The following is a 23,567-nucleotide window of genomic DNA, read 5'->3' as shown; positions in this document are numbered from 1 at the left end:
TTGCCATTTTACTTCTTCTGGGTAATGCACTCTTGTGCCCATTAAAGAAGCACCTCCTTAGAATCATATTTGGAATACGATTCAGGAGGTGCTTTTTCCTTGTCTCAATTTACTGGGTCACTTCACTAGCTTTGGGGGATTTCCTTTTCTCTATTGACCAATGATAATGCGTTCTTTCGGATAATGGTAGCGTACGATTCGGTCATTGCGCTTCAAGAAGAGGAGCAAATTGATAATCCCGATACGTCCGATCATCATCGTAATAATCAGAATGAGCTTGCCGCCTATGCCCATCTGAGCCGTTATCCCGGTAGACAATCCGGTCGTACCGAATGCAGAGCAGACCTCGAACAAGACGTGCTGGAAAGGTAAATCCTCCAGCCAGACGAGCAGCATGACCGCTGTGAACACCAGGATGATCGCGATGAAAAAGACAGTGAAGGAGCGCTGAATGTCCTCATCAACCAGCTCTCTTCCGAACACCTTTACTTCCTTGTAGCCACGCATGTTGGCAAAAACCGAGGCAATCAGGACGAAGAACGTCGTGGTGCGTATCCCACCGCCCACGCTGCTCGGCGAGGCGCCAATGAACATCATCCCGGAGAGCATGATGAGTGTTGTGGTCGACAAGAGACTGATATCCATCGTAGCCAAGCCGCCGCTTCGCGAAGAGACGGAGTGAAACAACGAATAGAACAACATTTCATGCCAGGTCTTATCGGTCAAAAACTGATTTCGTTCAAAAACGAAAATGAGCAGGGCACCAATGGCGATCAAGGAAAAGAACGTCAGTGTTGTAATCTTGGTGAAGAGCGAAAAGGTGAAACGCACTTTTGCACGGCGATAGGAAAAGTACGTTCTCAGTTCCACGAGGACGGGAAACCCGATCGCTCCACAAATAATCAAGATCATCACGATAGTCTGAAACACATAATCGTGGGTAAAGTCGAGCATGGAGTTTCCGTGCAGGTCAAACCCGGCATTCGTAAAAGCACTGACAGAGGCAAAGTAACCGTGGTAGAACGCGGTGTACCAGTCGTCGTAGTAGCCGGCGTAAATAAAATGACTGCCTAACAGGATGGTTCCCGCTAGCTCGATCAAGAGTGCAATCACGAGAATATTGCGCATCAGGTCGACCAGACCGGACAATGTGGAGCGGTTGTGGTCCGTCGCGATCCAGATGCGTTGTTCCAGGCCGATTTTTTGGCCCATGAGGATCCAGATGAACGTTCCCAGTGTCATGATTCCGACCCCACCAACCTGGAAGAGCAACGTAAGAAAGAGAATCCCCCACTGGTTGAAAACCTCATGAATCGTAATGACAGTCAGCCCGGTAACGCTGATGGCACTCGCCGCGGTAAACAAAGAGTCGATAAAAGAAAGAGAGGCTCCCGGCAAGTGAAAAAACGGCAATGACAGAAGAAACGCTGAGATCAGAATGAGCCCAACGTAGGCGAACACGATGATTTGAACAGATGTCAATCGACGCTTTTGATTGGATGATAACAAAATAAATGGCCTCCTGAATAAGCTTCATGAGGATTATCATACCAAATAAATGAAGGGAAGCAAAAGCACGGAAAAGATCAGTTGACAATGTATCCGCAATAATGGTAAAGTTCAGAAGTATTTATTGGAAATTCAAAATATTAATGGAAAGGTGGGCTAGTCATGAAAAGAATTGTACGCATGGGTCATCCATACAAGGGCATACATGACGTAACCCCACCATTGATACGAGCGTAGTATCGTTTTTTTGATCTCGTTAACATGGCGTAGGTTACCTTTTGTAGCCTGCGCCTTTTCTATTTTTGTTGAGGAAAAGGCATGTTGCTCACGGGCGATGTGTCTTTTTTGTCCCTAAAAAAGGCACCCAGCCAGCTAAAGAGAGGGGAGAAACAAAAGATGTTCTCGGTTTTGGCAAAGCTTGATTGGTTTTTCAAGGAGCATTGGAAACGTTATACGGTCGCTATTCTGCTATTGATTCTAGGCGGCCTACTGGAGATTATCCCTCCAAAAATCATCGGGGTGGCTATTGATGAGATTCACCTGGGGACGCTAACTGGAGAGCGGCTGGTATCCATTTTGCTGTTTTTCGGCGTATTGTCTGTCGCGATTTATTGGGTCAATTTTATCTGGATTCGCCAGCTGTTCGGGGGAGCGTTTCTGGCGGAACGGACGTTGCGTTCGAAGCTTATGACGCATTTTTTGCGGATGACGCCAACGTTTTATCAGCGCAATCGTACCGGTGATCTGATGGCGCGAGCGACAAATGACCTCAAGGCTGTCTCAATGACGACAGGCTTCGGGATTTTGACGATGGTGGATTCGCTATCTTTTACAGGGGCAATCGTGCTGACAATGGGCTTTTTGATCAGTTGGAAGCTGACCTTAGCGGCGATCCTTCCATTGCCGTTCATGGCCTATATCATCAAGCAGTATGGGAAAAAAATTCACGAGCGATTTTCAACCGCACAATCCTCGTTTGGCGAGCTAAACGATCGCGTACTGGAATCTGTCTCTGGTGTTCGTGTGATTCGAGCTTACGTACAGGAAATGGCGGATCAGGAGCGCTTTCGTCAAAAAACACATGAAGTGTATCAAAAAAATATCGATGTAGCGAGAATCGATTCGTTGATTGAGCCGACCGTCAAAATATTGGTTGGGATCAGTTATATGATCGGCTTGATCTACGGTGGCTATCTTGTGTTTCAAAGAGAACTGACCTTGGGAGAGCTGGTCTCGTTTAACGTCTATCTCGGGATGCTCATTTGGCCGATGTTTGCGATTGGCGAATTGATCAATGTAATGCAGAGAGGAAGTGCCTCGCTGGATCGGGTCAATGAAACCTTGGCTTACGAAGCCGATGTGACGGATCACGACAGACCGGTTCATATTGCAGTACCAGAAGTCATTCGATTTGACTCCGTGACATTCCGCTATCCATCTGCGCAGGTTGACCAACTAGTGAATGTCTCCTTTACCCTTGGTCGGGGGCAAACGCTAGGAATCGTCGGGCGTACGGGAAGCGGAAAATCCACGCTGGTGCGACAGTTGCTTCGCGAATTTCCGGTAGGACGGGGAGCTATCAGTGTTTCGGGAGAGGCGCTAGAACAGATCAGCCTGGATAACATCAAGAGCTGGATCGGCTATGTACCGCAGGAGCAGATTCTGTTCTCGAAGACAGTCCGCGAAAACATCCTGTTCGGGAACAACGAGGCAACAGAAGAACAATTACAGGAAGTATTGAAGCAGGCAGCGTTTGCTAGGGATGTGCAACTACTGCCTGAAGGCTTGCAAACGCTCGTTGGTGAAAAAGGCGTAGCCCTTTCTGGCGGGCAAAAACAGCGGGTCTCGATTGCCCGGGCTCTTTTGGTCAATCCGGAGATCTTGATTCTCGATGATGCCATGTCAGCGGTGGATGGAAAAACCGAAGCGGAGATGATCGCCAATATTCGCCGGGAGCGTGCAGGTAAAACAACACTGATCACCACACATCGCTTATCGGCCGTCCAGCATGCAGATTGGATTCTCGTCATGGACGAAGGGCGAATCGTCGAGGAAGGTACACATGCACAGCTAGTGGAGCTGGGCGGTTGGTATAAAGAACAATTCGAGAAACAGCAGATTGAAGCGACTCTGACAGAAAGCGGGTGAATGAATGACGACAGGGAAAAGGCTAGTCCATTATGCATCCATTTTTAAAAAGACGATCCTTCTGGCGATATTGATGCTGTCCATCTCGGTTGGGGCAGAACTGACGGGACCGTTTTTGGCAAAAAAAATGATCGATACGCACATCATGGGCATTGAATTCCCGTGGTATGAGACGGCACAGCGTGAGGATTCCGTGTTATACAAAGGGAAGTACTACACGAGACAGGACCACTTGGCAGCAGGGGAGAGCACAGGTGGGGAAGTTCGTGTTTTACAAGTAGGACGCGACTATTATTTCTTGAATCAGGCGATTTCGTATGATGGGCAGCGCTCCATTGAGGATGGGAAGCTCGTCATTGTCAAAGGTGCGGATCGAGCGGAGTACCAGGCCACTCTCTTAAGCAATCAGGAGATATTCGAATTTTTTCGGCCAGAGACAAGCGGCCTGCTCACACTGGCAGCTCTCTATTTCGGATTATTGGTAGTTGCCTCACTTTTCCATTATGGACAAAAATTTTTATGGCAAAAATCAGCGAATCAGGTCATCGAGAGACTGCGTATTGATGTGTTCGCGCATATTCAACGATTACCGATTCAATATTTCGATCATCTCCCTGCCGGGAAGGTGGTTGCTCGTGTCACAAACGATACGGAGGCAATCCGGGAGCTGTTTACGAATGTGCTCGGCAACTTTATTACGAGCGGGATTTATTTAGTCGGTATTTTCGCAGCGCTGTTCTTGCTTGATGTACGGCTCGCGCTCGTTTGTCTAGTCATTTTGCCAATCATGGTCGTGTGGATTTACTTGTACCGCAAGTACGCCTCTGCATTCAACCATGTCATACGGGCACGCATCAGTGACATCAACGGAATGATCAATGAGTCGATCCAAGGGATGCCGATCATTCAGGCATTTCGCAGAGAAAAGGAAACGATGCGGGAATTCGGCGAACTAAACGAAGAACTGTTCACCTATCAAAATAAAATGCTACGGCTCAATGCGACCGCTTCGTTTAACCTGGTTCAGTTCATCCGCAATATCGCGTTTGTGTTGTTCATCTGGTATTTCGGCGGAGCGTCCCTTGGGATAGGTACACTGCTCTCGCTTGGTGTCCTCTACGCATTCGTCGATTATCTCAACCGCTTGTTCCAGCCAATGACACAAATCGTCAACCAATTGGCGAACCTGGAGCAATCTCTCGTTGCGGCATCACGTGTTTTTGAATTGCTGGATGAAGAAGGCGTTGACGTTGATCCTATAAAGGTTCCGTGCTATCAGGGGAATGTCCGTTTTGACGATGTTTCTTTTGCCTACAAAGACGACCAATACGTGTTGAAAAACATTTCATTCGAAGCTTGGCCAGGAGAGACAGTGGCACTGGTTGGTCACACAGGCTCGGGAAAAAGCTCGATTATCAATCTGTTACTCCGCTTCTATGATGTTAACAGAGGAGCGATTATGATTGATGGGCGCAATGTCCAGTCGTTTTCCAAACAGCAGCTTCGGCAGCATATGGCTATTGTTTTGCAGGACCCGTTTTTGTTTACAGGAACAATTCGTTCCAATGTGAGTCTGAATGATCCGTCGATTTCGCCGGAAAAAGTGGAGAAGGCCTTGTGTGATGTAGGGGCAGACCAACTGTTCCGCAGTCTTCCGCAAGGATTCGATGAACCTGTTATCGAGAAGGGCAGCACGCTTTCACTCGGACAGCGTCAGTTGATTTCGTTTGCGCGTGCTCTCGCGTTTGACCCGGCTATCCTCATTCTGGATGAAGCGACTGCCAGCATTGACACGGAAACAGAGGGCATTATTCAAAATGCACTTGAAGTGTTGAAAAAAGGGAGAACGACCTTCATCATTGCTCATCGCCTGTCTACGATCAAAAATGCAGATCAAATTCTCGTACTGGATCGTGGCAGAATTGTAGAGCGAGGAAAGCATGAAGACTTGATGGAGAAGCAAGGCAGGTACTATCAGATGTATCAATTGCAGCAAGGGAACAAAGAAGTGCGGGTGCAAGAGGCAGTAGGTAAGCACGGGAGCGCCGCAGCTCTGGCCTAGTTTTTTCTACTCTTTTTGCCTCTTGAACGGTAAGATAGAGCATAGAAGTATGGACTTTTCAGGAGGGATCATCATGCCACATCTTATCGTTCGAGGCATTCAAGCTGAACAAATGGCCACGATTAGCGAACCGCTTGCAGTGGAGCTTGCTGCACTCTGCCAATGCGGCACGGATAATTTCACAATCGAATGCTTACAGACGACAGGCGTTTTTGGCGAGAAAATTGTGGAGTCGTTTCCTTTTATCGAAGTAGCGTGGTTCGAGCGTGGGCAAGAAGTTCGTGACCAGTTTGCCCAAATTGTAACAAAGCATGTCCTATCTCTTGGCATCCCAGAAGTGGAAATGGCATTTGTCGCTTATCAAAAAGAAAGCTATTATGCCAACGGAGAGCATTTCTAAAGAGCTGCCGACAGGTGCTGTCGATTTCCCGGGAAAGAATTAAGACATTCGACAAGAGTACGGACAAATAAATGAATACAAGCATGGAATAAGGGTGTTCCTTCCGTAAGTACGAGGTATTTCGTATGAGACGGGTGGAGCACCTTTTTTATTTAGAACGAAATTTAATTCACAAAACCAAAAATTTCTAAAATAGGTGTCACAAACAAAAGATGCTAGTTGTTATTCATAGTGAGAGGAGGGCAAACAGTGGAAAAAACAGAGATAGAGCGCCTGCTGATTGAGATAAAAGCAGGTTCTCTTGAGCAATACGAACTCATTATCGATCACTATCAACAACCGATCTTTACATACTGCTATCACATGCTCGGTCATCGCCAAGATGCGGAAGACGCTGTCCAGGAAGTCCTGTTTCGTGCCTACGAGCATCTTGACCAGTATACGTACTCGCTGTCATTTTCTGCATGGCTGTACCGGATCGCTTACAACCATTGTGCGAATGTGCTGAAGCGCAGGAAATTAAGTCGCGTGTTGCCCTTTTTGTACAACCGGGATCAGGATGGACGCAATTATGTCGAGGAGAGCATCGAGAGCAATTATTTCGGGGAGCCGCTCGAGCGTATTTGGAAACGGCTGTCCGCCGAAGAACGAACACTCATTTTCTTGCGTGTGCTAGAGGAAAGAGAGTACGAGGAAATTGCGGAGCTGATGGACAAAAAGGCTGCGGCTCTGCGCAAGCAATTCGAGCGTGTTTTAAAAAAGTGCAAACGTTATTTGCCAACGACGGAAGGGGTGCTGAATGATGGACAAAAATCCGTTTAAGCATATGCGAGACATGCTGGTAGCAAAGCCAGTCCCGAAAGTCGATGTCAAACATAAAGTCATGGCAGCAATTCGTGCCAAGGAAAACAAGGAGGAGAAAGTCGTGAAAAAGAAAATCGGTTTGCTAGTCACTGTAGGTATGCTCGTCGGAGCGTCTTCCGTATGGGCGGGGATGGAAATGATCCAGTTGAAAAATGAGAAGGGCGAAGTAGTGCTAAAGCTTAAACAAATGAGTATGCAAGAACAGGAACAAAAGATGCAACAGCTACCCCCGGACATAAAGGATCAGATCAAGAATCGAAATGCAGAGATTTTTAAACAGTTGGATACGGGAGAACAAATCGTCAATGGATTAAAACCTGGAGAAGCGGTTGCCATTTATTGGCCGCTGACAAAACTTCAGTTGGAATCAAATCCAAACAGTACTCCGTTCGTAGATGTACGATCCAAGCCTTTTACCTATACAACGTGGAAGGACATGGAACAAAAGGTTGGCCATCTGTTCAAGGTGCCGGCTGAGATGGGGACGGATTTCAAGTTTGTAGCAGGTGAAGCGATCTATCTTCCAAGTGACAAGTATGATGAGAAGGCGATGAAAGAGGAACAAGAAAGAACGAAAAAAGAATACGTGGTACAACCAATTCCGTTATCAGACAAGCTTCGTAATGCAGAGATCGAGTACAAGGGCCAAAAAGGGAGTGCTTTCGTAGAAGTTTCGATCCTGGATGACAAGAATAAAAGTGGAGGTACACTTGCGGAGAATTTGGAGAAAGTCATGATTGGCGACAATGAAGCCGTGTACTCCACTTTCGCACCTAAAAACGGGGACACCGTTCACTCTTTGGGTTGGGTGAAAAATGGGACAAAGGTAAACTATAGCCTGAGAGCCAAGATGAGTGTAAGCACGAAAGAAGAGCTGCTGAAAATGGCGGAACAAATCAATCAAGCGAAATAATGATAAATTCCCTCATTGTGGGTGACCCAAGCCGCAATATTCTGTTCGTGCTAGCGAGAAAGTGGCATCCAAAGACGAGCTGATCAAAATCGCCGAGCAGATCAACGAAACGAAATAACCATAATCCAAATAGAGGAGTACCACAAAGCACAGTTTGGCTTGTGGTACTCCTTTTCTTTCGCTAATTGCTTACATCACGTAGCTTGTTTGCCTTTTTGCCCATCAACTGTTTCAAGCCATTCATATTAATCAGGATAATCCCGACAATAATCGTGATTCCCCCTGCTAACGACAGGAGATAAAGCGGTTCATTGTACAGGATGACGCCCAAGCTTAAGGCAATCAACGGAGAGATATAGAGCCACGTGGATGGAAACACAGGGTTGGTTTTGGCAACAAGCCAATAGAAAATGGTGTGCCCCATCATGGAACCAACGAAGACCAAGTACAGGAGCGAGAGGATCGCATTAGCCGTGAGCATCGATTCGATATGCACTTGCTCTGTAAATAACGATAAGACAAGCAGCATGGCTCCTCCATACATCATCTGTGCCGCATTCAAAGCGATGGGTGAGGTATCTTGAAACCGTTGGATGACGCTCCGGGAGTATACTGCACCAGCAGAATAAAAGATTTCCCCGAATATGACTGCCATGCACCCTGCAAGCCAAAGGAGACTGAATGAGATGGTCACACCGGGTAAAATCAGCAAAAAGACACCGACAAAGGCAACCAAGCAACCCGCCAACGCAATACCGGGGGGCTTTTGCCGAGTAATACCGGTTTGAAGCAGCATCACCATGAGAGGGCCTGTTGCAGATAATATCGCTGCAATTCCTGAACTTACATGCTGCTCTGCCCAATACAAGGGGGCAAATGTCCCGAACGTCAAGCCGATACCGGTAAGGAGCATTTCTTTATGAAACAGCAGCGAGAGACGCGCCTGTTTTTTCCAGAGCATGAATGAAAACAAAATGACACCTGCCAGAAAGAACCGAAGTCCTCCTGAGAAAAACGGCGGAGCTCCAGCATCGATCCCGACTTTGATTGCCAGAAAAGTCGTTCCGAATATCAAGCACATGACCACATAATTAAGCAGTACCATTATGATTCCTCCCTTTTCCTCATGATAAGGGGAAGGGAATAGAACAGATGAAATGGAATAGAACAGATACAAAGATCCATCCATTATCATGGGGGAAGGGGGGAGCGGCATGAAAAGGAAGGCTCTTTCAAACAGTCATTCTGATAAGCTGTTCGAACAAGTGTATGACTATCTTCTGGACCGAATCAGACGCGATGAGTGGAGGGCACATGAAAAGCTCCCATCTGTTCGAACGTTGGCGTTGGAATTGAATGTGCATCGCCTGACGGTTTTTAAAGCATTTCAATTATTAAAGCAAAACCGCCATGTGTACGTGAAGGATAAGTCGGGGTATTATGTACAACCGAGCAGCCTGTTGCCAGTGGAGTCGATGAATGATCCAATCGTTTCTGCCTATGTGCACAAGAGTTATCTTTCGGAAATTCATCAGGTGCAGGCGACCTATCAATTTTCCAAAGCATTGATCGAACCTAATTTATTGCCGAATCATTACTTTTCCGAGTACGTGAAGAAAGTGTTTGATCTGTATCCAAAAGTGCTGGGTACCTACTCAACCACACAGGGAGATCAGGAGCTGCGGGAAGCACTGTGCAGCTATTATGTTAGCCGTAATCATTTTCACCTGTCCCCCGATGAGCTGATGATTACATCTGGTTCGCAGGAAGCGATTGATTTGGTTGCCAGAGTCCTTGTAAAGCCGCGTGATGTCGTGTTGATTGAGAGACCTACGTACAGTCCGGCCATCGATGTATTCGGAAGACAGGGCGCCAACATGATTTCCATCGAGATTTCGCCGGATGGCTATGATTTGGAGCAGGTTGAACTGTTGATGCAAAAAGAAAAACCACGCCTGTTTTATCTCAATCCGACCTTTCACAATCCGACAGGGTATACGGTTCCCGCTGAACAACGGAAGAGACTGGTGGAGCTGGCTGCGAAGTATCAGTGTCTGATCGTAGAGGATGATCCGTGCCGCGATATTTACTTCGGTGACGAGCCTCCACTGCCGTTTTTTTCTTACGACACGGCAGGCTATGTCATCTATCTGCGCAGCTTTAGCAAGTACATCGGGCCGGGGTTGAGTATTGCGACTGTGGCATGCCGTCCATCTATTATGAATTATTTGATTCAGGCGAAATCACTGTCCGACAGTGGGGCGCCCCTGCTGAATCAAAAGATTTTTTTGCATTATTTCTTCTCTGAACGGATGCAGCAGCATTTGGCGAAGCTGCGGATTGCATTGGCCATTCGCCGGGATATTATGGAGGAAGAGCTGTCTGTGACCGACTGGGAGTGGTCCAGTCCACCAGGAGGCTTTAATTTATGGGTAAAGCTGCCTGATTCCGTCCCGATGGATAGTCTTTTGGCGAAATGCATAGAACAATCGATTACGTTTGTGCCCGGTGCGATCTGTGATCCGCTGCGGGAGTTAAGCTCTTGGATACGCATCAGTTATTCCTATTTGAATGAACAACAGCTGCGGGATGGAATGCAAAGGCTCGTCAATACGGTTCGTCAGTTGAACATAGAGGAATAAAGGAAGGGCTGGGTTGAATAATCCGTATTTGAAAATATAAAAATTTTAAGAAGTGCGATGTACTGTGTTATACTGAGTCTACCATTTACTGTTCTGTAGCATTCCCTACTCGATTTACGTGAGTAGGGTTTTTATTTGTGTCTCAGACAACAAAAAAACAGACACCCTTACAGGAGTCTGTTTTTTGTGTTTGGTTAAATTAAACTTTTTGAACGTTAGTAGCTTGTGGTCCGCGTTGGCCTTGCTCTACGTCAAAAGTAACTTTTTGACCTTCGTCCAGGGATTTGAAACCGTCGCCTTGGATAGCGGAGAAGTGAACGAATACGTCTTCTTTACCTTCGCGCTCAATAAAACCAAAACCTTTTTCTGCGTTAAACCATTTTACTGTACCTTGTTCCATTGTTATTGCCTCCTAGTGTGTAACACACATATATTACTATCCTTGCTCTCAGGATCATCTAGACGAAATTTGCTATCTACGCTATCCGTTGCTTCGAACAAAAATAATTCTCTATTAGCATAACAGGATATTGAAAGGATAGCAAATTATTCGCGTATATTTATGAAAGAAAATATAGATGGGCCACTATACTAACTCCAACCCGTCCTGATTTCATAAGCTTTTATTCAGATCAGTCAATTCCTTGGGCGTCAGATTGCGCCATTGCCCCAATTTCAAATTCCCCAGGGCAATGTTCATGATGCGTATCCGCTCAAGCTTTCTTACCTGATAACCAAAAGCCTGGCACATCCGTCTGATTTGTCGATTCAGTCCTTGTGTCAGCACAATATTGAAGACGCGGTCGCTGACTTTGGTTACTTTGCAAGGCTTTGTAGTCGTTCCGAGAATACGTACGCCGTTTGCCATTCCGTGCAAGAAATTCGCTGTGATGGGCTTGTCTACGGTGACGATGTACTCTTTGTCATGATTGTTCTCGGCACGCAAAATTTTGTTTACGATATCCCCGTCATTGGTTAACAGGATGAGGCCTTGCGAATCCTTATCCAGACGCCCGATGGGAAAAATCCGTTCCGGGTGATTGACGAAATCGATGATATTGCCTTTGACGTGCAGTTCAGTGGTACACGTAATTCCAACAGGCTTGTTCAGGGCGATGTAGACATCTTTCTTTTTGACACCGAGCGGTTGCCCATCGATGCGCACGTCATCTCCTGACGCAACCGTACTTCCCAGTTCCGCGAGTTGACCATTGATCGTCACGCGCTTGGCCTCGATTAATTTATCGGCTTCTCTTCGCGAGCAAATGCCGGTTTCACTGATGAACTTATTAATTCGCATGAGACATTCCTTTCGCTATTGCTGCTGCTTTTCCAGTTTTTCAAGTAGTTTATTCCGCCAAGGAAGGGCCAATTCCTCCACCTCAAGCATACGCTGTATCGTCTCTTGGGAAGGTGACTTGTCGTGGAAGTATAAGTGATGGATGGAAGCCACACTGACTTGCTTCGGATGAGCAGAGATTAGGGTAATCTCTGAATCTGGCTTGATCGTCCCTTCCTGCAAGACGCGGAAGAAATAGCCCGTATAGCCCATTTCCACCACCGCTTTGAGCAACTGGTTATTGTTGTTTCGCTTGTTGATCGTCGCGCAAGGAAATCTGCCCTGGGTCACTTGCAGGATGGTATCACCGAATTGGTACACATCCCCGATACAGACCTGCTCCTCTGTCATGCCAGCGAGCGTGAGATTTTCTCCGAATGCCGCAATGGTCAGAGGCTGGCCGAATAACTTCTCCCAATGGGCATAATGTTCAAAAGGATACGCACAGACGACGCGGTCTGGCCCACCGTGGTACTCTGGATTCGCGATATCGTCGTCAGCAATTTTCTCGGAACGGACAACGAGCTCGTCTGCTTCTTCCTTCCAAATTCCGGAGAGATATTCCTTGCCGTTGTACATATTACTTTTAGGTAATCCTTTACTAATTGTAACGATTTTTCTGCTCAACTAATGCTCACTCCCAGCCTGTACGATTGCTTCTCTTTTTATCCCCATACTATACCACATTCCCTAATATCCTCCACAGCGGATGGGCACCAGCGGACGCTTCTGGTATGATGATAGAAAGGAATACACAGGAGGCCTCAGTGACATGCAATCATTTGGTGTGGCACTACACACAGATAAATATCAAATCAACATGATGTACGCCCATTGGGTAAACGGAACACACAATCAGAAGGTCGTTTTCGAAGCATTTTTCCGCAAGCTGCCTTTTGGAAACGGGTACGCTGTATCTGCCGGATTGGAACGAATTGTTTCCTATATAAAAAATTTGCGTTTTGAAGAAAGCGATCTCAAGTATTTGAGTGAGCAGGAGGAGAACTACGATCCGAAGTTTTTGGAAGAGCTGCGCCAGCTTCGTTTTAACGGCTCTCTCTACTCCGTGAAGGAAGGAACCGTGGTTTTCCCGAATGAGCCGTTGATTCGCGTAGAGGGGCGTGTCATGGAGGCACAGCTGGTTGAGACGGCTCTGTTGAACTACATGAACTACCAGACGCTGATTGCGACCAAAGCTTCGCGGATTAAAAACGTGGCGGGCAATGATGTTCTTATGGAGTTCGGAACAAGAAGGGCGCAGGAGGCAGATGCTGCGCTGTGGGGGACGCGGGCAGCGTACTTGGCTGGCTTCGACGCGACCTCGAACATGCTCGCAGGGAAAATGTTTGGCATTCCGACAAAAGGGACGCACGCTCACTCATGGGTACAGAGCTTTGAGAGTGAGGAAGAAGCATTTGAGCGCTTCGCAGCAGCTCTACCAGGACAGGTAACCTTGCTGGTCGACACTTACGATACGCTCAAAAGCGGCGTTCCGAATGCAATTAAGGTCGGAAAACGCCTGGAGAAACAAGGCAAAAAGCTGACGGCGGTGCGCCTTGACAGTGGCGACTTGACGTATTTGTCCTGCAAGACACGCGAAATGCTTGATAAGGCGGGCATGACCGATGTGCAAATTGTCGCTTCCAACGATCTCGATGAGCACACGATTATGAATCTGAAGGTACAAGGAGCACGCGTCAATAGCTGGGGAGTAGGAACGCAGCTCATCACGGCAGCGGATCAGCCGACACTCGGAGGCGTATACAAGCTGGTGGCACGCGAAGGCGCTGACGGAAAATATCAGCCGACCATCAAAATCTCCGGGAATCCGGAAAAAGTCACAACGCCGGGCATCAAAGATATGTACCGATTGATTGATCCGGAAACAGGGAAAGCGATTGCTGACTACATGTGCTTCCCACATGAAACAACGGTCGATGATGGAGCCCCTCTCCATTTGTTCCATCCGAGCCATACGTATTTGAGCAAGAATTTGGAGAACTACCAGGCAGAGTCGCTGCTCATTCCGATATTTGTGGATGGGGAACTGGTTTATGAACTGCCGACCCTCCAAGAGATTCGCAACTACCATCGTGAGCAACTCAAGCTATTCTGGCCTGAATACTTGCGCATGCTGAATCCGGAGCATTACCGCCTGCACATCAGCGAAGAGATGTGGGAGACGAAAACAAAGCTGATGAAGGCGTATTTGAAAAAATAGGGAAAAACGTCTGATGTGTCGTGAGGATGCATCAGGCGTTTTTTATTTGTTTGCCAAAAATAACACAATAATGTGAAAACAAAGAAAATAAATTGTCTGAATTTACTTTCATCGTATATAATTACTCCATTCATCCTTTAGTTCTGCGCCAAGGTGATGTAGAAAATGCATGTGAAAAGTATTGGGGAGGAAGAGAGATGCTAAATACTGTAGAGAAAGAAAACCTGAATCCATACGAAATTGTGCAAAAACAGATTGATGCTGCAGCGGCATTGTTGGGTTTGCGTAGCGATGCTGTAGAAATTTTAAAGCGACCCAAACGCGTATTGGCCGTCAGCTTTCCTGTCAAGATGGACGATGGCAGCGTGCGTGTCTTTGAAGGCTACCGATCACAGCATAATGATGCGGTAGGACCAACCAAAGGCGGGATTCGCTTTCATCCTGATGTGACGATGGATGAAGTCAAGGCGCTCTCCATGTGGATGTCATTCAAATGTGGCGTGGTTGGTCTTCCTTATGGCGGCGGAAAAGGCGGTGTCATATGTGATCCTCACGAGTTCAGCAAAAATGAGCTGGAGCGAGTCAGCCGCGGCTTCATGGAAGCTATCGCTGATATTGTCGGACCTGAGACAGACATACCTGCACCTGATGTGTATACGACCCCACAAATCATGGGCTGGATGATGGATACGTACAGTCGATTAAAAGGCAGCTATTCTCCGGGAGTGATCACGGGAAAACCTCTCTCGGTCGGCGGCTCCAAGGGAAGAAACGAAGCGACTGCCCGGGGATGTGTCTTTACAATATTGGAGGCGTTAAAAGATTCTGGGCGCAAGCCGGAACAAACAACAGTCGCGATTCAAGGCTTTGGCAATGCGGGAAGAATAGCAGCGAGGCTTTTAACAGAGCTGGGCTTCAAAATCGTGGCGGTCAGTGACTCACGCGGAGGAATTTATGATGCTGTCGGCTTGGACATTGAAAAGGTAGGCCAGTTAAAGGACAACGCCACTATATTGGAGTATGCAGGTGGTACGGTCATCTCCAATGAACTACTGTTGGAGCTCGAAGTGGATATTCTGATCCCGGCCGCGTTGGAAAATGTCATCACAGCAGCGAATGCCCACAGCATTCAGGCCAAGTGGATTGCAGAAGCGGCTAACGGACCTACTACACCCGATGCAGATGCCATTTTGCGGGAAAAAGGGATTACCGTGATCCCGGATATTCTCGCCAATGCAGGTGGCGTAACCGTTTCTTATTTTGAATGGGTGCAAAACCTGATGAATTACTACTGGTCCGAGGTTGAGGTAAACGAAAAGCTGCAAACGACCATGATTAATGCTTATCGGGCCGTGAAAGAGCTCTCTGATCAATACAAGGTGGACTTGCGCACGGGAGCTTATATGATCTCGCTTTTGCGAATTACGGAGGCGATGGAAGCGCGCGGCTGGATTTAAGGGAAGAGACCTCTTGCAACTTGCTTGCAAGGGGATTTTTTCATTTTCCCCTGCGGGATTAGCAGGAAGGCAAGTATTTTTGTCGAATTTGTCGGATTATTGTTTTTCTACCTGTGTTCAAAGGATGGAAAGGGGGATCTTTATGCCAATCAAATTGCCCGACGAATTGCCTGCAACGGAAATACTCGCCCAAGAAAATATTTTTGTGATGAAGGATAGTCGTGCCTTCACACAGGACATACGACCGCTCAGGATCGTCATTCTCAACCTCATGCCCGTGAAGGAAACAACGGAAACACAGTTGCTCCGTCTCTTGGGGAATACGCCGCTACAGGTGGAAATCGTGCTATTGCACATGTCCAGTCATACGTCCAAAAATACGTCGGAAGAACATTTATCGATGTTTTATAAAACGTTTGAGGAGATCCGTGACCAGCGATTTGATGGCATGATCATCACCGGAGCGCCAGTCGAACAGCTCGAGTTCACCGACGTCACGTATTGGCAGGAGCTAACAGAAATTCTCGATTGGAAAATGGAGAACGTCACGTCGACCCTGCATATTTGTTGGGGAGCACAAGCGGGTCTTTACCACCACTTTGGCGTTCCGAAGCATCCTTTGCCAGAAAAAATGTTCGGAATCTTCCCTCATACACTCAATAAGCAAAATGTGAAGCTGTTCCGCGGATTTGACAACTACTTCCACATCCCGCATTCCAGGCATACCGAAAATCGCAGGGAAGACATCGAGCAAGTGCCTGAACTGGAGATTTTGTCCGAGTCTGATGAAGCAGGGGTTTACATCGTAGCGACGAGGGATGGCAGACAAATTTTCGTGACAGGACATTCCGAGTACGATCCGACGACCCTGCAAGATGAGTACCAGCGGGATGTGAACAAAGGCTTGGATATAGCTGTTCCGCGTAATTACTATCCAAAGGACGATCCAAGCCGCGAGCCCATCGTCACTTGGCGCGCACATGCGAATTTGATGTTTTCCAACTGGTTAAACTATTACGTTTACCAAGAGACACCGTATGATTTGAACAACAACAAGCGATAGCAACGCAGCAGCCATCCGAGGTGATTCGGATGGTTTTTGTTTGGCCCGGTTGACGTAATAAATGGCGACAGGTAGTGTGAGAATAATCGCGCAGGAATACTACCGGGAATTCAAGCAAGATGGGAGTTTTGTATGATGAAAAAAATCATGAAACAAGATCAGGACGTCACCAAGCAGCATAACAAGCAAATGATCCTCGACATTATCAAAAAGCAGAGACCGATATCGCGAGCGGAAATCGCCAAAATTACGCGGATGAGTGCCACCTCGATTGGCAGATTTGTCAGCGAGCTGTGCGAAGAAGGACTGATTCGAGAGACAGAGCTTACCTCATCAGGTGTGGGCAGGAAGGCAATCATGCTCGACATCCAGCCGGGAGGCATTTATACAATTGGCGTGGATATGGCAAAAAAACGCATCAGCTTTGGGATCATGGACTTTAGCGAAGCGATTATTGCACAGCACCGGATGGATCATAAAACACAGGATTCTACACCGGAAGAAACGGCTGAACTGATTTGTAACGAGATCGAAGGGATGCTCAACCAGACCGGTATTCCGCTAGAAAAAGTGGTCGGGATCGGTATTGGAATGCCTGGGGTGATCAATTATGAGCGAGGGATTGTTCAGCTATCCACTACGCTGGACTGGAAGGACGTAGCGTTCGCCAGCCTGATTGAAAAAAGGCTGAAAATCAAAACCGTTATCGACAACGATTTGAAGGTGAAAATTCTCTCGGAGTACTTGTACGGATCTGCCAAAGGCTCGAACAAGACAGCCCTGATCGGCATTGGCACGGGTATCGGTTCTGCGTTGATTATCAATGGCGAAGTGTTTCGCGGGGGCTCCAATAGCGCAGGAGAGCTGGGGCATACGACGCTCGATCCGAATGGGAATCTGTGCGAATGCGGAAAACGAGGATGCCTGCAAACCTACATAGACGAAAATTCTTTGATCATAGAAGCGCGTCGGGTGAAGGATGTCAGTGATGTCCGACAGGTTTTCGCGGCGGCGAGAAACGAAGAGCGCTGGGCGAAGGAAATTGTCTCACGTACTGCGTTGTACCTCGGAATCACGATTAACAATATTGTGTGCATGTACAATCCAGATACCGTGATTGTAAGCGGTGATTTGGTAGAGAATTATCGCGAAATCATTGACTTGGTCGAGGAGCATAGCGATCAAGTGATCTGGGAGCCATTCAAGGGGAAATTCCGTGTCATCCCTTCTGAATTGAAGGGGGAGGCGATCGTGATGGGAGCAGGAGCTTTGGCAATGCAACACTTTGCACCCTTGGCAGGGAGATGGGCAGAAGAATCATGACTTGCTTGGCCATTTTGTATTCAACAAGTACGGCCGTTTAGCCGATATAGGAAATGGTGGAAAAGTAGAGAGGAAAAGGAGAGGGATGTGAGTATGAAAAACTGGCAAAAAGGGATGCTCGCTACGGCTGTTACCGTTGGGCTAATCTTTTCCGGTGTCGGTCAAGTACCGGCGTTGGCAAATTCTTCGACGACAAGTACGCAGAAGAAGATTTCCAAGCTTGTGGTTGATACAAAGACAGTAAAGTTGAAAAAAGCGGGGACACAGCAGTTGAACGTCCGCGTTCAATACACAGATAAAACAACGGAAGACGTCACACAGCAAGCGGAGTGGACTTCCTCTGACAGTGACATCGCAAGCGTTGACAAGGGCTTGGTTACAGCAGTTAGTTCCGGGAAAACAAGAGTGAAAGCAAGCTTTGGGGGCAAAAATGTGAATGTCCCTGTTGAGATCGATGTGATTTCCAAGCTCACTGCTGACCAGAAGAAACTGGCTCTCGGCGTGGGAGGCACGAAACAGGTAAACGCAACTGCGACCTTCTCTGACAAATCTACTGCTGATGTAACGGCTCAGGCAGAGTGGGAAAGCAATGATACAGAGATTGTAACGGTAGCGAATGGATTGGTTACGGCAGTAGGCTCGGGCACAGCGAAGCTCAAAGTGAAGTACGGTGGAAAAAGCGTATCCATTCCAGTAGAGGTGGATGTCGTCTCCAAGCTGGACAGTGATAAGAAAAAGCTGTACCTGCGTCCAGACACTACCCAGTCGATTACGCTGCTGGCTACCCTGTCTACCAAAGAAAAAGTCGATGTAACAAGCAAAGCCAAGTGGACATCCGACGATGCAAAAGTCGCCACAGTTGAAAACGGAGTCGTGACAACTGTAGGCTCAGGCAAAACGAGAATCAAAGCAACTTACGGTGGTAAGACGATCATGATCCCTGTAGAGTCTGCTGTCATCTCCAAATTGGAATTTGACATGAAAAAGGCCGATCTCAAAGTCGGCGAATCAAAAGACTTAAAGGTATCTGTTATCTATACCGACAAAACCAAGGTTGACGTCACAACCGATGCAGACTGGATCTCCACGAACAGCTCCGTTGTGACTGTAGCGGATGGCAAGATCACGGCTGTAAAAGCAGGTCGTGCAACGATTGCGGCGACGTATAATGGAAAAGTCGTAAAAATACAAGTAACCGTGAAGTAACTCACGCTGGAGGAAAAGCCAGGGCGCGACTGCGTACCTGGCTTTTTCGCATACTCTAGCCTGTGGTAATCTGTAGCTAACGCTTTTGATTGGACGAAGACGGAGGGCATCATGGATATTCGACAGCTGCAATACTTTGTGGAAGTAGTTAAACATAAAAACTTTACGAAGGCCGCGCAATCCCTTCACGTCTCCCAGCCTTCTATCAGCAAAATGATCAAGGCATTGGAAGAAGAGCTAGAGGTAGTTCTGCTGGATCGGACGGAGCGGAAAATGGATCTGACAGACGCTGGGGAAATGGTCTACAGCTATGCGACCAAAGTGTTGCAGCTTATGGAAGGCATGTCGTCGGCGATTGCAGAATTGCGAAATGTCGAGCGTGGTCGGGTCAAACTGGGTATGATGCCGACAGTGGGTTCTTTTCTCTTGCCGAATGTAATCGCCTTGTTTAAAAAGCAGTATCCAGGCATCGATATCGAGATGAAGGAATACAGCGCCAAGCTGCTTGAAATCCAAATGGAGCAAGGCAGCATCGATGTAGCATTAACCGTTCTTCCAACGGATCAAGAAAAATTTGTGGCGGTTCCCTTGCTCGCAGAGGACCTCGTCGCGATCGTGCATCGGGAGCATTGGCTCGCGGAAGTCGATGAGGTGAGCTTGGAACAGCTCAAGGACGAGGCTTTCATTTTGTTTACCGAAGAGTACGCGATGCATGATGTGGTGCGCCAAGCGTGCAAGCTGTCCGGCTTTGAACCGAAAGTCGCTTACATGAGCTCTTTATGGGATTTTGTCGGAGAGATGGTGGCTACTCAGCTGGGGATCTCACTCATTCCACGATCCATCGTGAGACGCTTGAATAACGGACAATTGCACACTGTCAACATTTCGTACCCGGTGATTGACTGGCAGTATGCCTTGATTTATCGAAAAGAAGGGTATTTATCGCATGCGACAAAGGCTTTTATATCGTTTGTAGAGAAAATGTACAGTCATAACCAAATGGAATAGAAATGATGATTTTTATGTATTGTACGAATGGAATCGGGACGGCTTAGAATGAAGGTAACTCGTTCAAACAGTAACTTTTTGAACAACCTTTGTAGAGCAACTGGGGTGGTCTCGATGAAAAGATGGTTCTCCATCATCGCACAAGTTTTGCTTTTGTTCGGCTTCACCTGGCTTGGGAAATGGGTGAGCTTGTTTTTTCACCTTCCAGTTCCCGGCAGTCTGATCGGACTCGCGCTTTTGTTCATTTGTCTATATACCGGTTTGATTCGTCTACAATGGGTGGAAGCAGGAGCGACTCTGTTATTCTCGCAGATGATCCTGTTTTTCGTACCATCGCTGGTCGGGATGATGCAGTATCCATGGTTATTAGGTATAAAAGGATTGCTGGTGCTTGTGGTCGTCGTGAGCGGTTGTGCGCTTGTGATGATTTCGACAGGTGTTGTTGCTGAGCGCATGTTCAATCGTGGAGAGGTGAAACAGCATGATCCTGTGGAAAACGTCTAGCGTGATTCTGACACTCGTTTTCTTCTATGGGGCCAAACGTTTCAATAAGAAAAGACCGTCTTTGCTGTTTTCTCCGGCTGTTTTGGCGCCGATTGGATTGATTCTGTTTTTGCTTTTCGCAGGCATTCCTTATCAGGTGTATAGTGAAGCAACCTCGCTCATTAGTGAGATGATGAGCGTAGTCACAGTGGCGTTTGCGATTCCGCTGTACCGAAATTGGTCGGTGTTAATGGCGCATCGCCGGATGATTTTGACGAGTCTCGCTACGGGTTCCCTGATTGCCATCATTGCAGGAGTATCTACGACGATGCTCGTCGGATTGGGAAAAGAAGCGGCGATTAGCGTCATTCCTCGCTCGATTACTCTGCCTATTGCGGTGAGCGTAACCGAGGCGATTGGCGGAATGCCTACGATGACAGCGGTATTTGGCATGCTGACCAGCTTCGCAGGCGTTTTTCTTGCTCCCAAAATCATCAAGAGAATGAGGCTCCGTCATCCTGTTTCCATCGGCTTGATGTACGGAATGGGTGCACATGCGTTGGGGATGGTAAAAGCGTTTGAGCGTGGGGAAACAGAAGGAAGCAGTGCGACTTTGGCTGTGATCGCCGGAGCGATGATTACAGTAGTGTGGGCGTTTGCCTTGCTGCCCGTGATTATGTCGTGGCTGGCTGTGTGAAGGAAGGGGCTGTTAGATAGCCCCTTTTTGTATTATAATAATCGTATAAAAATAAAATTAAATGAATAAAAATACACAAGATAGTGGTGATCAAACATGAGAATTGAATCATTCTCTTTGCAACAATACGAGGACGTCATTCAGCTATGGCAACGAGCCGGATTACAGCTTTCTTGCTCGGATACACGTGAGGGATTGCGTAAAAAGCTGGAGCGAGACGCAGAGCTTTTCTTGGTGGCAATGAATGAGGAGGAAAGGATGATAGCAGCTGTAATGGGCAGCTATGACGGACGGAGAGGATGGGTGAATCATCTGGCAGTCGATCCGGATTTCCAAGGACAAGACATAGGGAGCAGGCTGATGGATGAGCTGGAAAAGCGGCTGGCGAATATCGGGTGTGAAAAGATTAACCTGTTGATCGAGCCGACCAATCATGGTGTACAAGCTTTTTACAATCAGCTTGGGTATGAGCGTGACGAACTAATTTTCATGGAGAAGTGGATTGCTTCTGCTAAAGGATAAAAATGGAAGTGTATCATGACCGCCCAAATGCTGGCGAAAGGTGTATGATAGAGGACAAATAAAAGCTTCATAACTCTTTCATCTTGGCAGGAGGCAACATGAGACCGCTATTTATCGTCCTATTACTCTGTACCAGCTTCCTTTGGGGAGGAAATTTTGTTGTCGGTAAATTTCTTGTCGGGCACGCGTCTTCCTTGACGTTGACCAATTTGCGCTGGCTCATTGCTGTTGTTTGCTTGTTGCCCGTTGTTTGGATACGCGAAAAGCGGATTTTTCCAACGAGAGAAGCACTCCTTCCTTTGATCGTGATGGGAGTAACCGGCGTAGCACTTTTTAATTTATTCATGTTCTGGGCCCTTGAGCGGACAGACGCGACCAATGTCGGGCTATTGTCCACGCTGAATCCAGTTTCAATTGCGATTTTTTCCTTTTTGCTGATGGGCGATAAAATTCGACCGTTGCAGATTGTCGCGATGCTGATCTCGTTTACAGGCGTGCTTGTGGTGATGACCAAAGGAGACTTCGCACACTTGTCCCAGTTGCATTTCAACACGGGCGATTTGTGGATGCTCGCCGCTGTCGCCATGTGGGGGATTTACTCCGTATGCGCGCGGTGGGCGATGAAGACCGTCTCGCCGATGATGTCCACGCTGTACTCGGGGATTTTCGGTGTTGCGCTGATGCTGCCCTTTAATGTCACTACATTTACGATCAGCAACACAGACTGGACGTTCTGGCTGTCGCTGTTCTACGTTGGTGTAATGGCGACTGTCGTCAGCATGGTATTGTGGAATATCGGTGTACAAAAGGTTGGCGCAACCTCAGCAGGTATGTTCCTCAATTTCAATCCTGTTTTTACGGCCATTCTCGCATTTCTTTTGCTCGGGGAGCGTATGACCATCATCCAAGTGCTCGGCAGTGTAATCGTCATTGTCGGCTGCTATATGTTCTCACGCTTAAAGCATGTCACGACTCCGACAGCACATTCAGTCAAACAAGCACAAGGCTAAAACGGAAATCCCTCGTCTGCTCAAACAGGCGGGGGATTTTTTGGTAAATAGGCATTTATATAAAATAAATTTACCAGAGTGCAAATTAGGCACTCTGCAAATTGCCAAACCCCGCCAAAAGCTCTATCAGAGTCGAGGCGGGGTTTAACGGTATAACGTACTTTTTAACTTCTATGGTTCCTCATTTGCAAACATCTCCAACGTAGCTATAAGAATGTCTTTCTTTTTGGTATAGTAGTCTAAATATGGAGAACCTATTATCGCCGCACCTTCAATCATTGAACAAAAATCATAAACAGGTATAGGGCGTCCGATTCCTAGGGCAGCACCTACTGTCGATAGTAATGCCAGTAAACGAACCGGGTTCCATTCCCATTCCAAGAGTTGAAGAAGTTGGATGGCACTAGAAGCTCTTTTCGTTTGCTCGAGCGTATATACTTCAGGGAATCGCCCATCCGTCTTGTAGGCATGGGAAAACTCGTTGTAGTAAGCTTCTGCTGCTAAATCGATATCGCGGTACATTTCTCTAAAATCCGTGTAAGGTTGACGCTCATTCTTCATTACTGTCACACCAACCTATCTTATAGGATGAAGTCATTGTATCAGAAAAAGTTGATAGCAATAGAGTAAAAACAAACCTCAACATCACAATTATGTGAGCGGAGAGGTTTGTTTTAGTTTTTCCGAAATGAGAATATTC

General features: G+C 47.2%; 22 protein-coding genes. 16 read left to right on the top strand and 6 right to left on the bottom strand.

All coding sequences use genetic code 11. The features are described 5' to 3' along the window. Positions 1-150 precede the first annotated feature (150 nt). A complete protein-coding gene (locus M3630_RS23455; RefSeq protein WP_251253722.1) occupies positions 151-1,509 on the bottom strand; it encodes a TrkH family potassium uptake protein in 1,359 nt (452 codons plus the stop codon). A 396-nt stretch (positions 1,510-1,905) separates the two neighbouring features. Here M3630_RS23455 and M3630_RS23450 point away from each other — a divergent pair, with 396 nt between their 5' ends. The 5 genes from M3630_RS23450 to M3630_RS23430 all read left to right on the top strand — a co-directional run bounded on the left by M3630_RS23450 (position 1,906) and on the right by M3630_RS23430 (position 7,896). Next, positions 1,906-3,657: an ABC transporter ATP-binding protein gene (locus M3630_RS23450; protein WP_251253721.1), complete on the top strand. Its 1,752-nt coding sequence runs from the start codon at positions 1,906-1,908 to the stop codon at positions 3,655-3,657. 4 nt (positions 3,658-3,661) lie between these two features. Further along, on the top strand, positions 3,662-5,719 hold the full coding sequence (locus M3630_RS23445; protein ID WP_251253720.1) for an ABC transporter ATP-binding protein: 2,058 nt from the start codon (positions 3,662-3,664) through the stop codon (positions 5,717-5,719). A 73-nt stretch (positions 5,720-5,792) separates the two neighbouring features. Then, a complete protein-coding gene (locus tag M3630_RS23440; RefSeq protein WP_251253719.1) occupies positions 5,793-6,119 on the top strand; it encodes a DUF1904 family protein in 327 nt (108 codons plus the stop codon). Between the two features lie 249 nt (positions 6,120-6,368). Next, complete coding sequence (locus M3630_RS23435; protein WP_251253718.1) at positions 6,369-6,941, top strand: RNA polymerase sigma factor; 573 nt, start codon at positions 6,369-6,371, stop codon at positions 6,939-6,941. After that, on the top strand, positions 6,919-7,896 hold the full coding sequence (locus M3630_RS23430; protein ID WP_251253717.1) for a DUF4367 domain-containing protein: 978 nt from the start codon (positions 6,919-6,921) through the stop codon (positions 7,894-7,896). Before M3630_RS23435 ends, M3630_RS23430 begins: the two co-directional genes overlap by 23 nt. Positions 7,897-8,077: 181 nt before the next feature. Here the strand turns inward: M3630_RS23430 and M3630_RS23425 are convergent, their stop codons facing one another. After that, positions 8,078-9,001, bottom strand: coding sequence for a DMT family transporter (locus tag M3630_RS23425; RefSeq protein WP_232774767.1), 924 nt, complete (start codon positions 8,999-9,001; stop codon positions 8,078-8,080). 109 nt (positions 9,002-9,110) lie between these two features. Here M3630_RS23425 and M3630_RS23420 point away from each other — a divergent pair, with 109 nt between their 5' ends. After that, complete coding sequence (locus tag M3630_RS23420) at positions 9,111-10,538, top strand: aminotransferase-like domain-containing protein (protein WP_251253716.1); 1,428 nt, start codon at positions 9,111-9,113, stop codon at positions 10,536-10,538. A gap of 199 nt (positions 10,539-10,737) precedes the next feature. Here M3630_RS23420 and M3630_RS23415 read toward each other — a convergent pair whose 3' ends face one another. The 3 genes from M3630_RS23415 to M3630_RS23405 all read right to left on the bottom strand — a co-directional run bounded on the left by M3630_RS23415 (position 10,738) and on the right by M3630_RS23405 (position 12,504). Then, on the bottom strand, positions 10,738-10,938 hold the full coding sequence (locus M3630_RS23415) for a cold-shock protein (protein ID WP_007721941.1): 201 nt from the start codon (positions 10,936-10,938) through the stop codon (positions 10,738-10,740). A 213-nt stretch (positions 10,939-11,151) separates the two neighbouring features. Further along, positions 11,152-11,838, bottom strand: a complete 687-nt coding sequence (gene rluF / locus M3630_RS23410; RefSeq protein WP_251253715.1) for a 23S rRNA pseudouridine(2604) synthase RluF — start codon at positions 11,836-11,838, stop codon at positions 11,152-11,154. Positions 11,839-11,853: 15 nt separating this feature from the next. Next, the gene (locus tag M3630_RS23405) at positions 11,854-12,504 is read right to left on the bottom strand and encodes an MOSC domain-containing protein (protein ID WP_173611237.1); all 651 of its coding nucleotides are present in this window, start codon (positions 12,502-12,504) and stop codon (positions 11,854-11,856) included. Between the two features lie 145 nt (positions 12,505-12,649). Here M3630_RS23405 and M3630_RS23400 point away from each other — a divergent pair, with 145 nt between their 5' ends. The 10 genes from M3630_RS23400 to M3630_RS23355 all read left to right on the top strand — a co-directional run bounded on the left by M3630_RS23400 (position 12,650) and on the right by M3630_RS23355 (position 22,867). After that, positions 12,650-14,098: a nicotinate phosphoribosyltransferase gene (locus M3630_RS23400; protein ID WP_251253714.1), complete on the top strand. Its 1,449-nt coding sequence runs from the start codon at positions 12,650-12,652 to the stop codon at positions 14,096-14,098. 197 nt (positions 14,099-14,295) lie between these two features. Continuing rightward, positions 14,296-15,555, top strand: a complete 1,260-nt coding sequence (locus M3630_RS23395) for a Glu/Leu/Phe/Val family dehydrogenase (RefSeq protein ID WP_251253713.1) — start codon at positions 14,296-14,298, stop codon at positions 15,553-15,555. Positions 15,556-15,697: 142 nt separating this feature from the next. Then, positions 15,698-16,618: a homoserine O-acetyltransferase MetA gene (gene metA, locus M3630_RS23390; protein WP_106785588.1), complete on the top strand. Its 921-nt coding sequence runs from the start codon at positions 15,698-15,700 to the stop codon at positions 16,616-16,618. A gap of 132 nt (positions 16,619-16,750) precedes the next feature. After that, positions 16,751-17,941, top strand: coding sequence for an ROK family transcriptional regulator (locus M3630_RS23385; RefSeq protein WP_251253712.1), 1,191 nt, complete (start codon positions 16,751-16,753; stop codon positions 17,939-17,941). Between the two features lie 93 nt (positions 17,942-18,034). Continuing rightward, complete coding sequence (locus M3630_RS23380; protein WP_251253711.1) at positions 18,035-19,147, top strand: Ig-like domain-containing protein; 1,113 nt, start codon at positions 18,035-18,037, stop codon at positions 19,145-19,147. 111 nt (positions 19,148-19,258) lie between these two features. Beyond that, entirely contained in the window at positions 19,259-20,155 is an 897-nt protein-coding gene (locus M3630_RS23375) for a LysR family transcriptional regulator (protein ID WP_251253710.1), read from the top strand. A 114-nt stretch (positions 20,156-20,269) separates the two neighbouring features. After that, on the top strand, positions 20,270-20,659 hold the full coding sequence (locus tag M3630_RS23370; RefSeq protein WP_221868352.1) for a CidA/LrgA family protein: 390 nt from the start codon (positions 20,270-20,272) through the stop codon (positions 20,657-20,659). Beyond that, positions 20,637-21,335, top strand: a complete 699-nt coding sequence (locus M3630_RS23365; RefSeq protein WP_221868351.1) for an LrgB family protein — start codon at positions 20,637-20,639, stop codon at positions 21,333-21,335. Before M3630_RS23370 ends, M3630_RS23365 begins: the two co-directional genes overlap by 23 nt. Positions 21,336-21,431: 96 nt before the next feature. Further along, positions 21,432-21,857 carry a GNAT family acetyltransferase gene (locus M3630_RS23360; protein ID WP_251253709.1) on the top strand — a complete coding sequence of 142 codons (426 nt, stop codon included), beginning with the start codon at positions 21,432-21,434 and terminating at the stop codon, positions 21,855-21,857. A 98-nt stretch (positions 21,858-21,955) separates the two neighbouring features. After that, entirely contained in the window at positions 21,956-22,867 is a 912-nt protein-coding gene (locus M3630_RS23355) for a DMT family transporter (protein WP_173611245.1), read from the top strand. A gap of 171 nt (positions 22,868-23,038) precedes the next feature. Here the strand turns inward: M3630_RS23355 and M3630_RS23350 are convergent, their stop codons facing one another. Next, positions 23,039-23,428: a hypothetical protein gene (locus M3630_RS23350; RefSeq protein ID WP_251253708.1), complete on the bottom strand. Its 390-nt coding sequence runs from the start codon at positions 23,426-23,428 to the stop codon at positions 23,039-23,041. Positions 23,429-23,567: the final 139 nt, after the last annotated feature.

It is taken from the genome of Brevibacillus sp. MER 51, assembly GCF_023714195.1.
Classification (GTDB): Bacteria; Bacillota; Bacilli; order Brevibacillales; family Brevibacillaceae; genus Brevibacillus.
The sequence above is the reverse complement of the archived record's forward strand: the minus strand, read 5'-3'. Positions and strand labels throughout refer to the sequence as shown.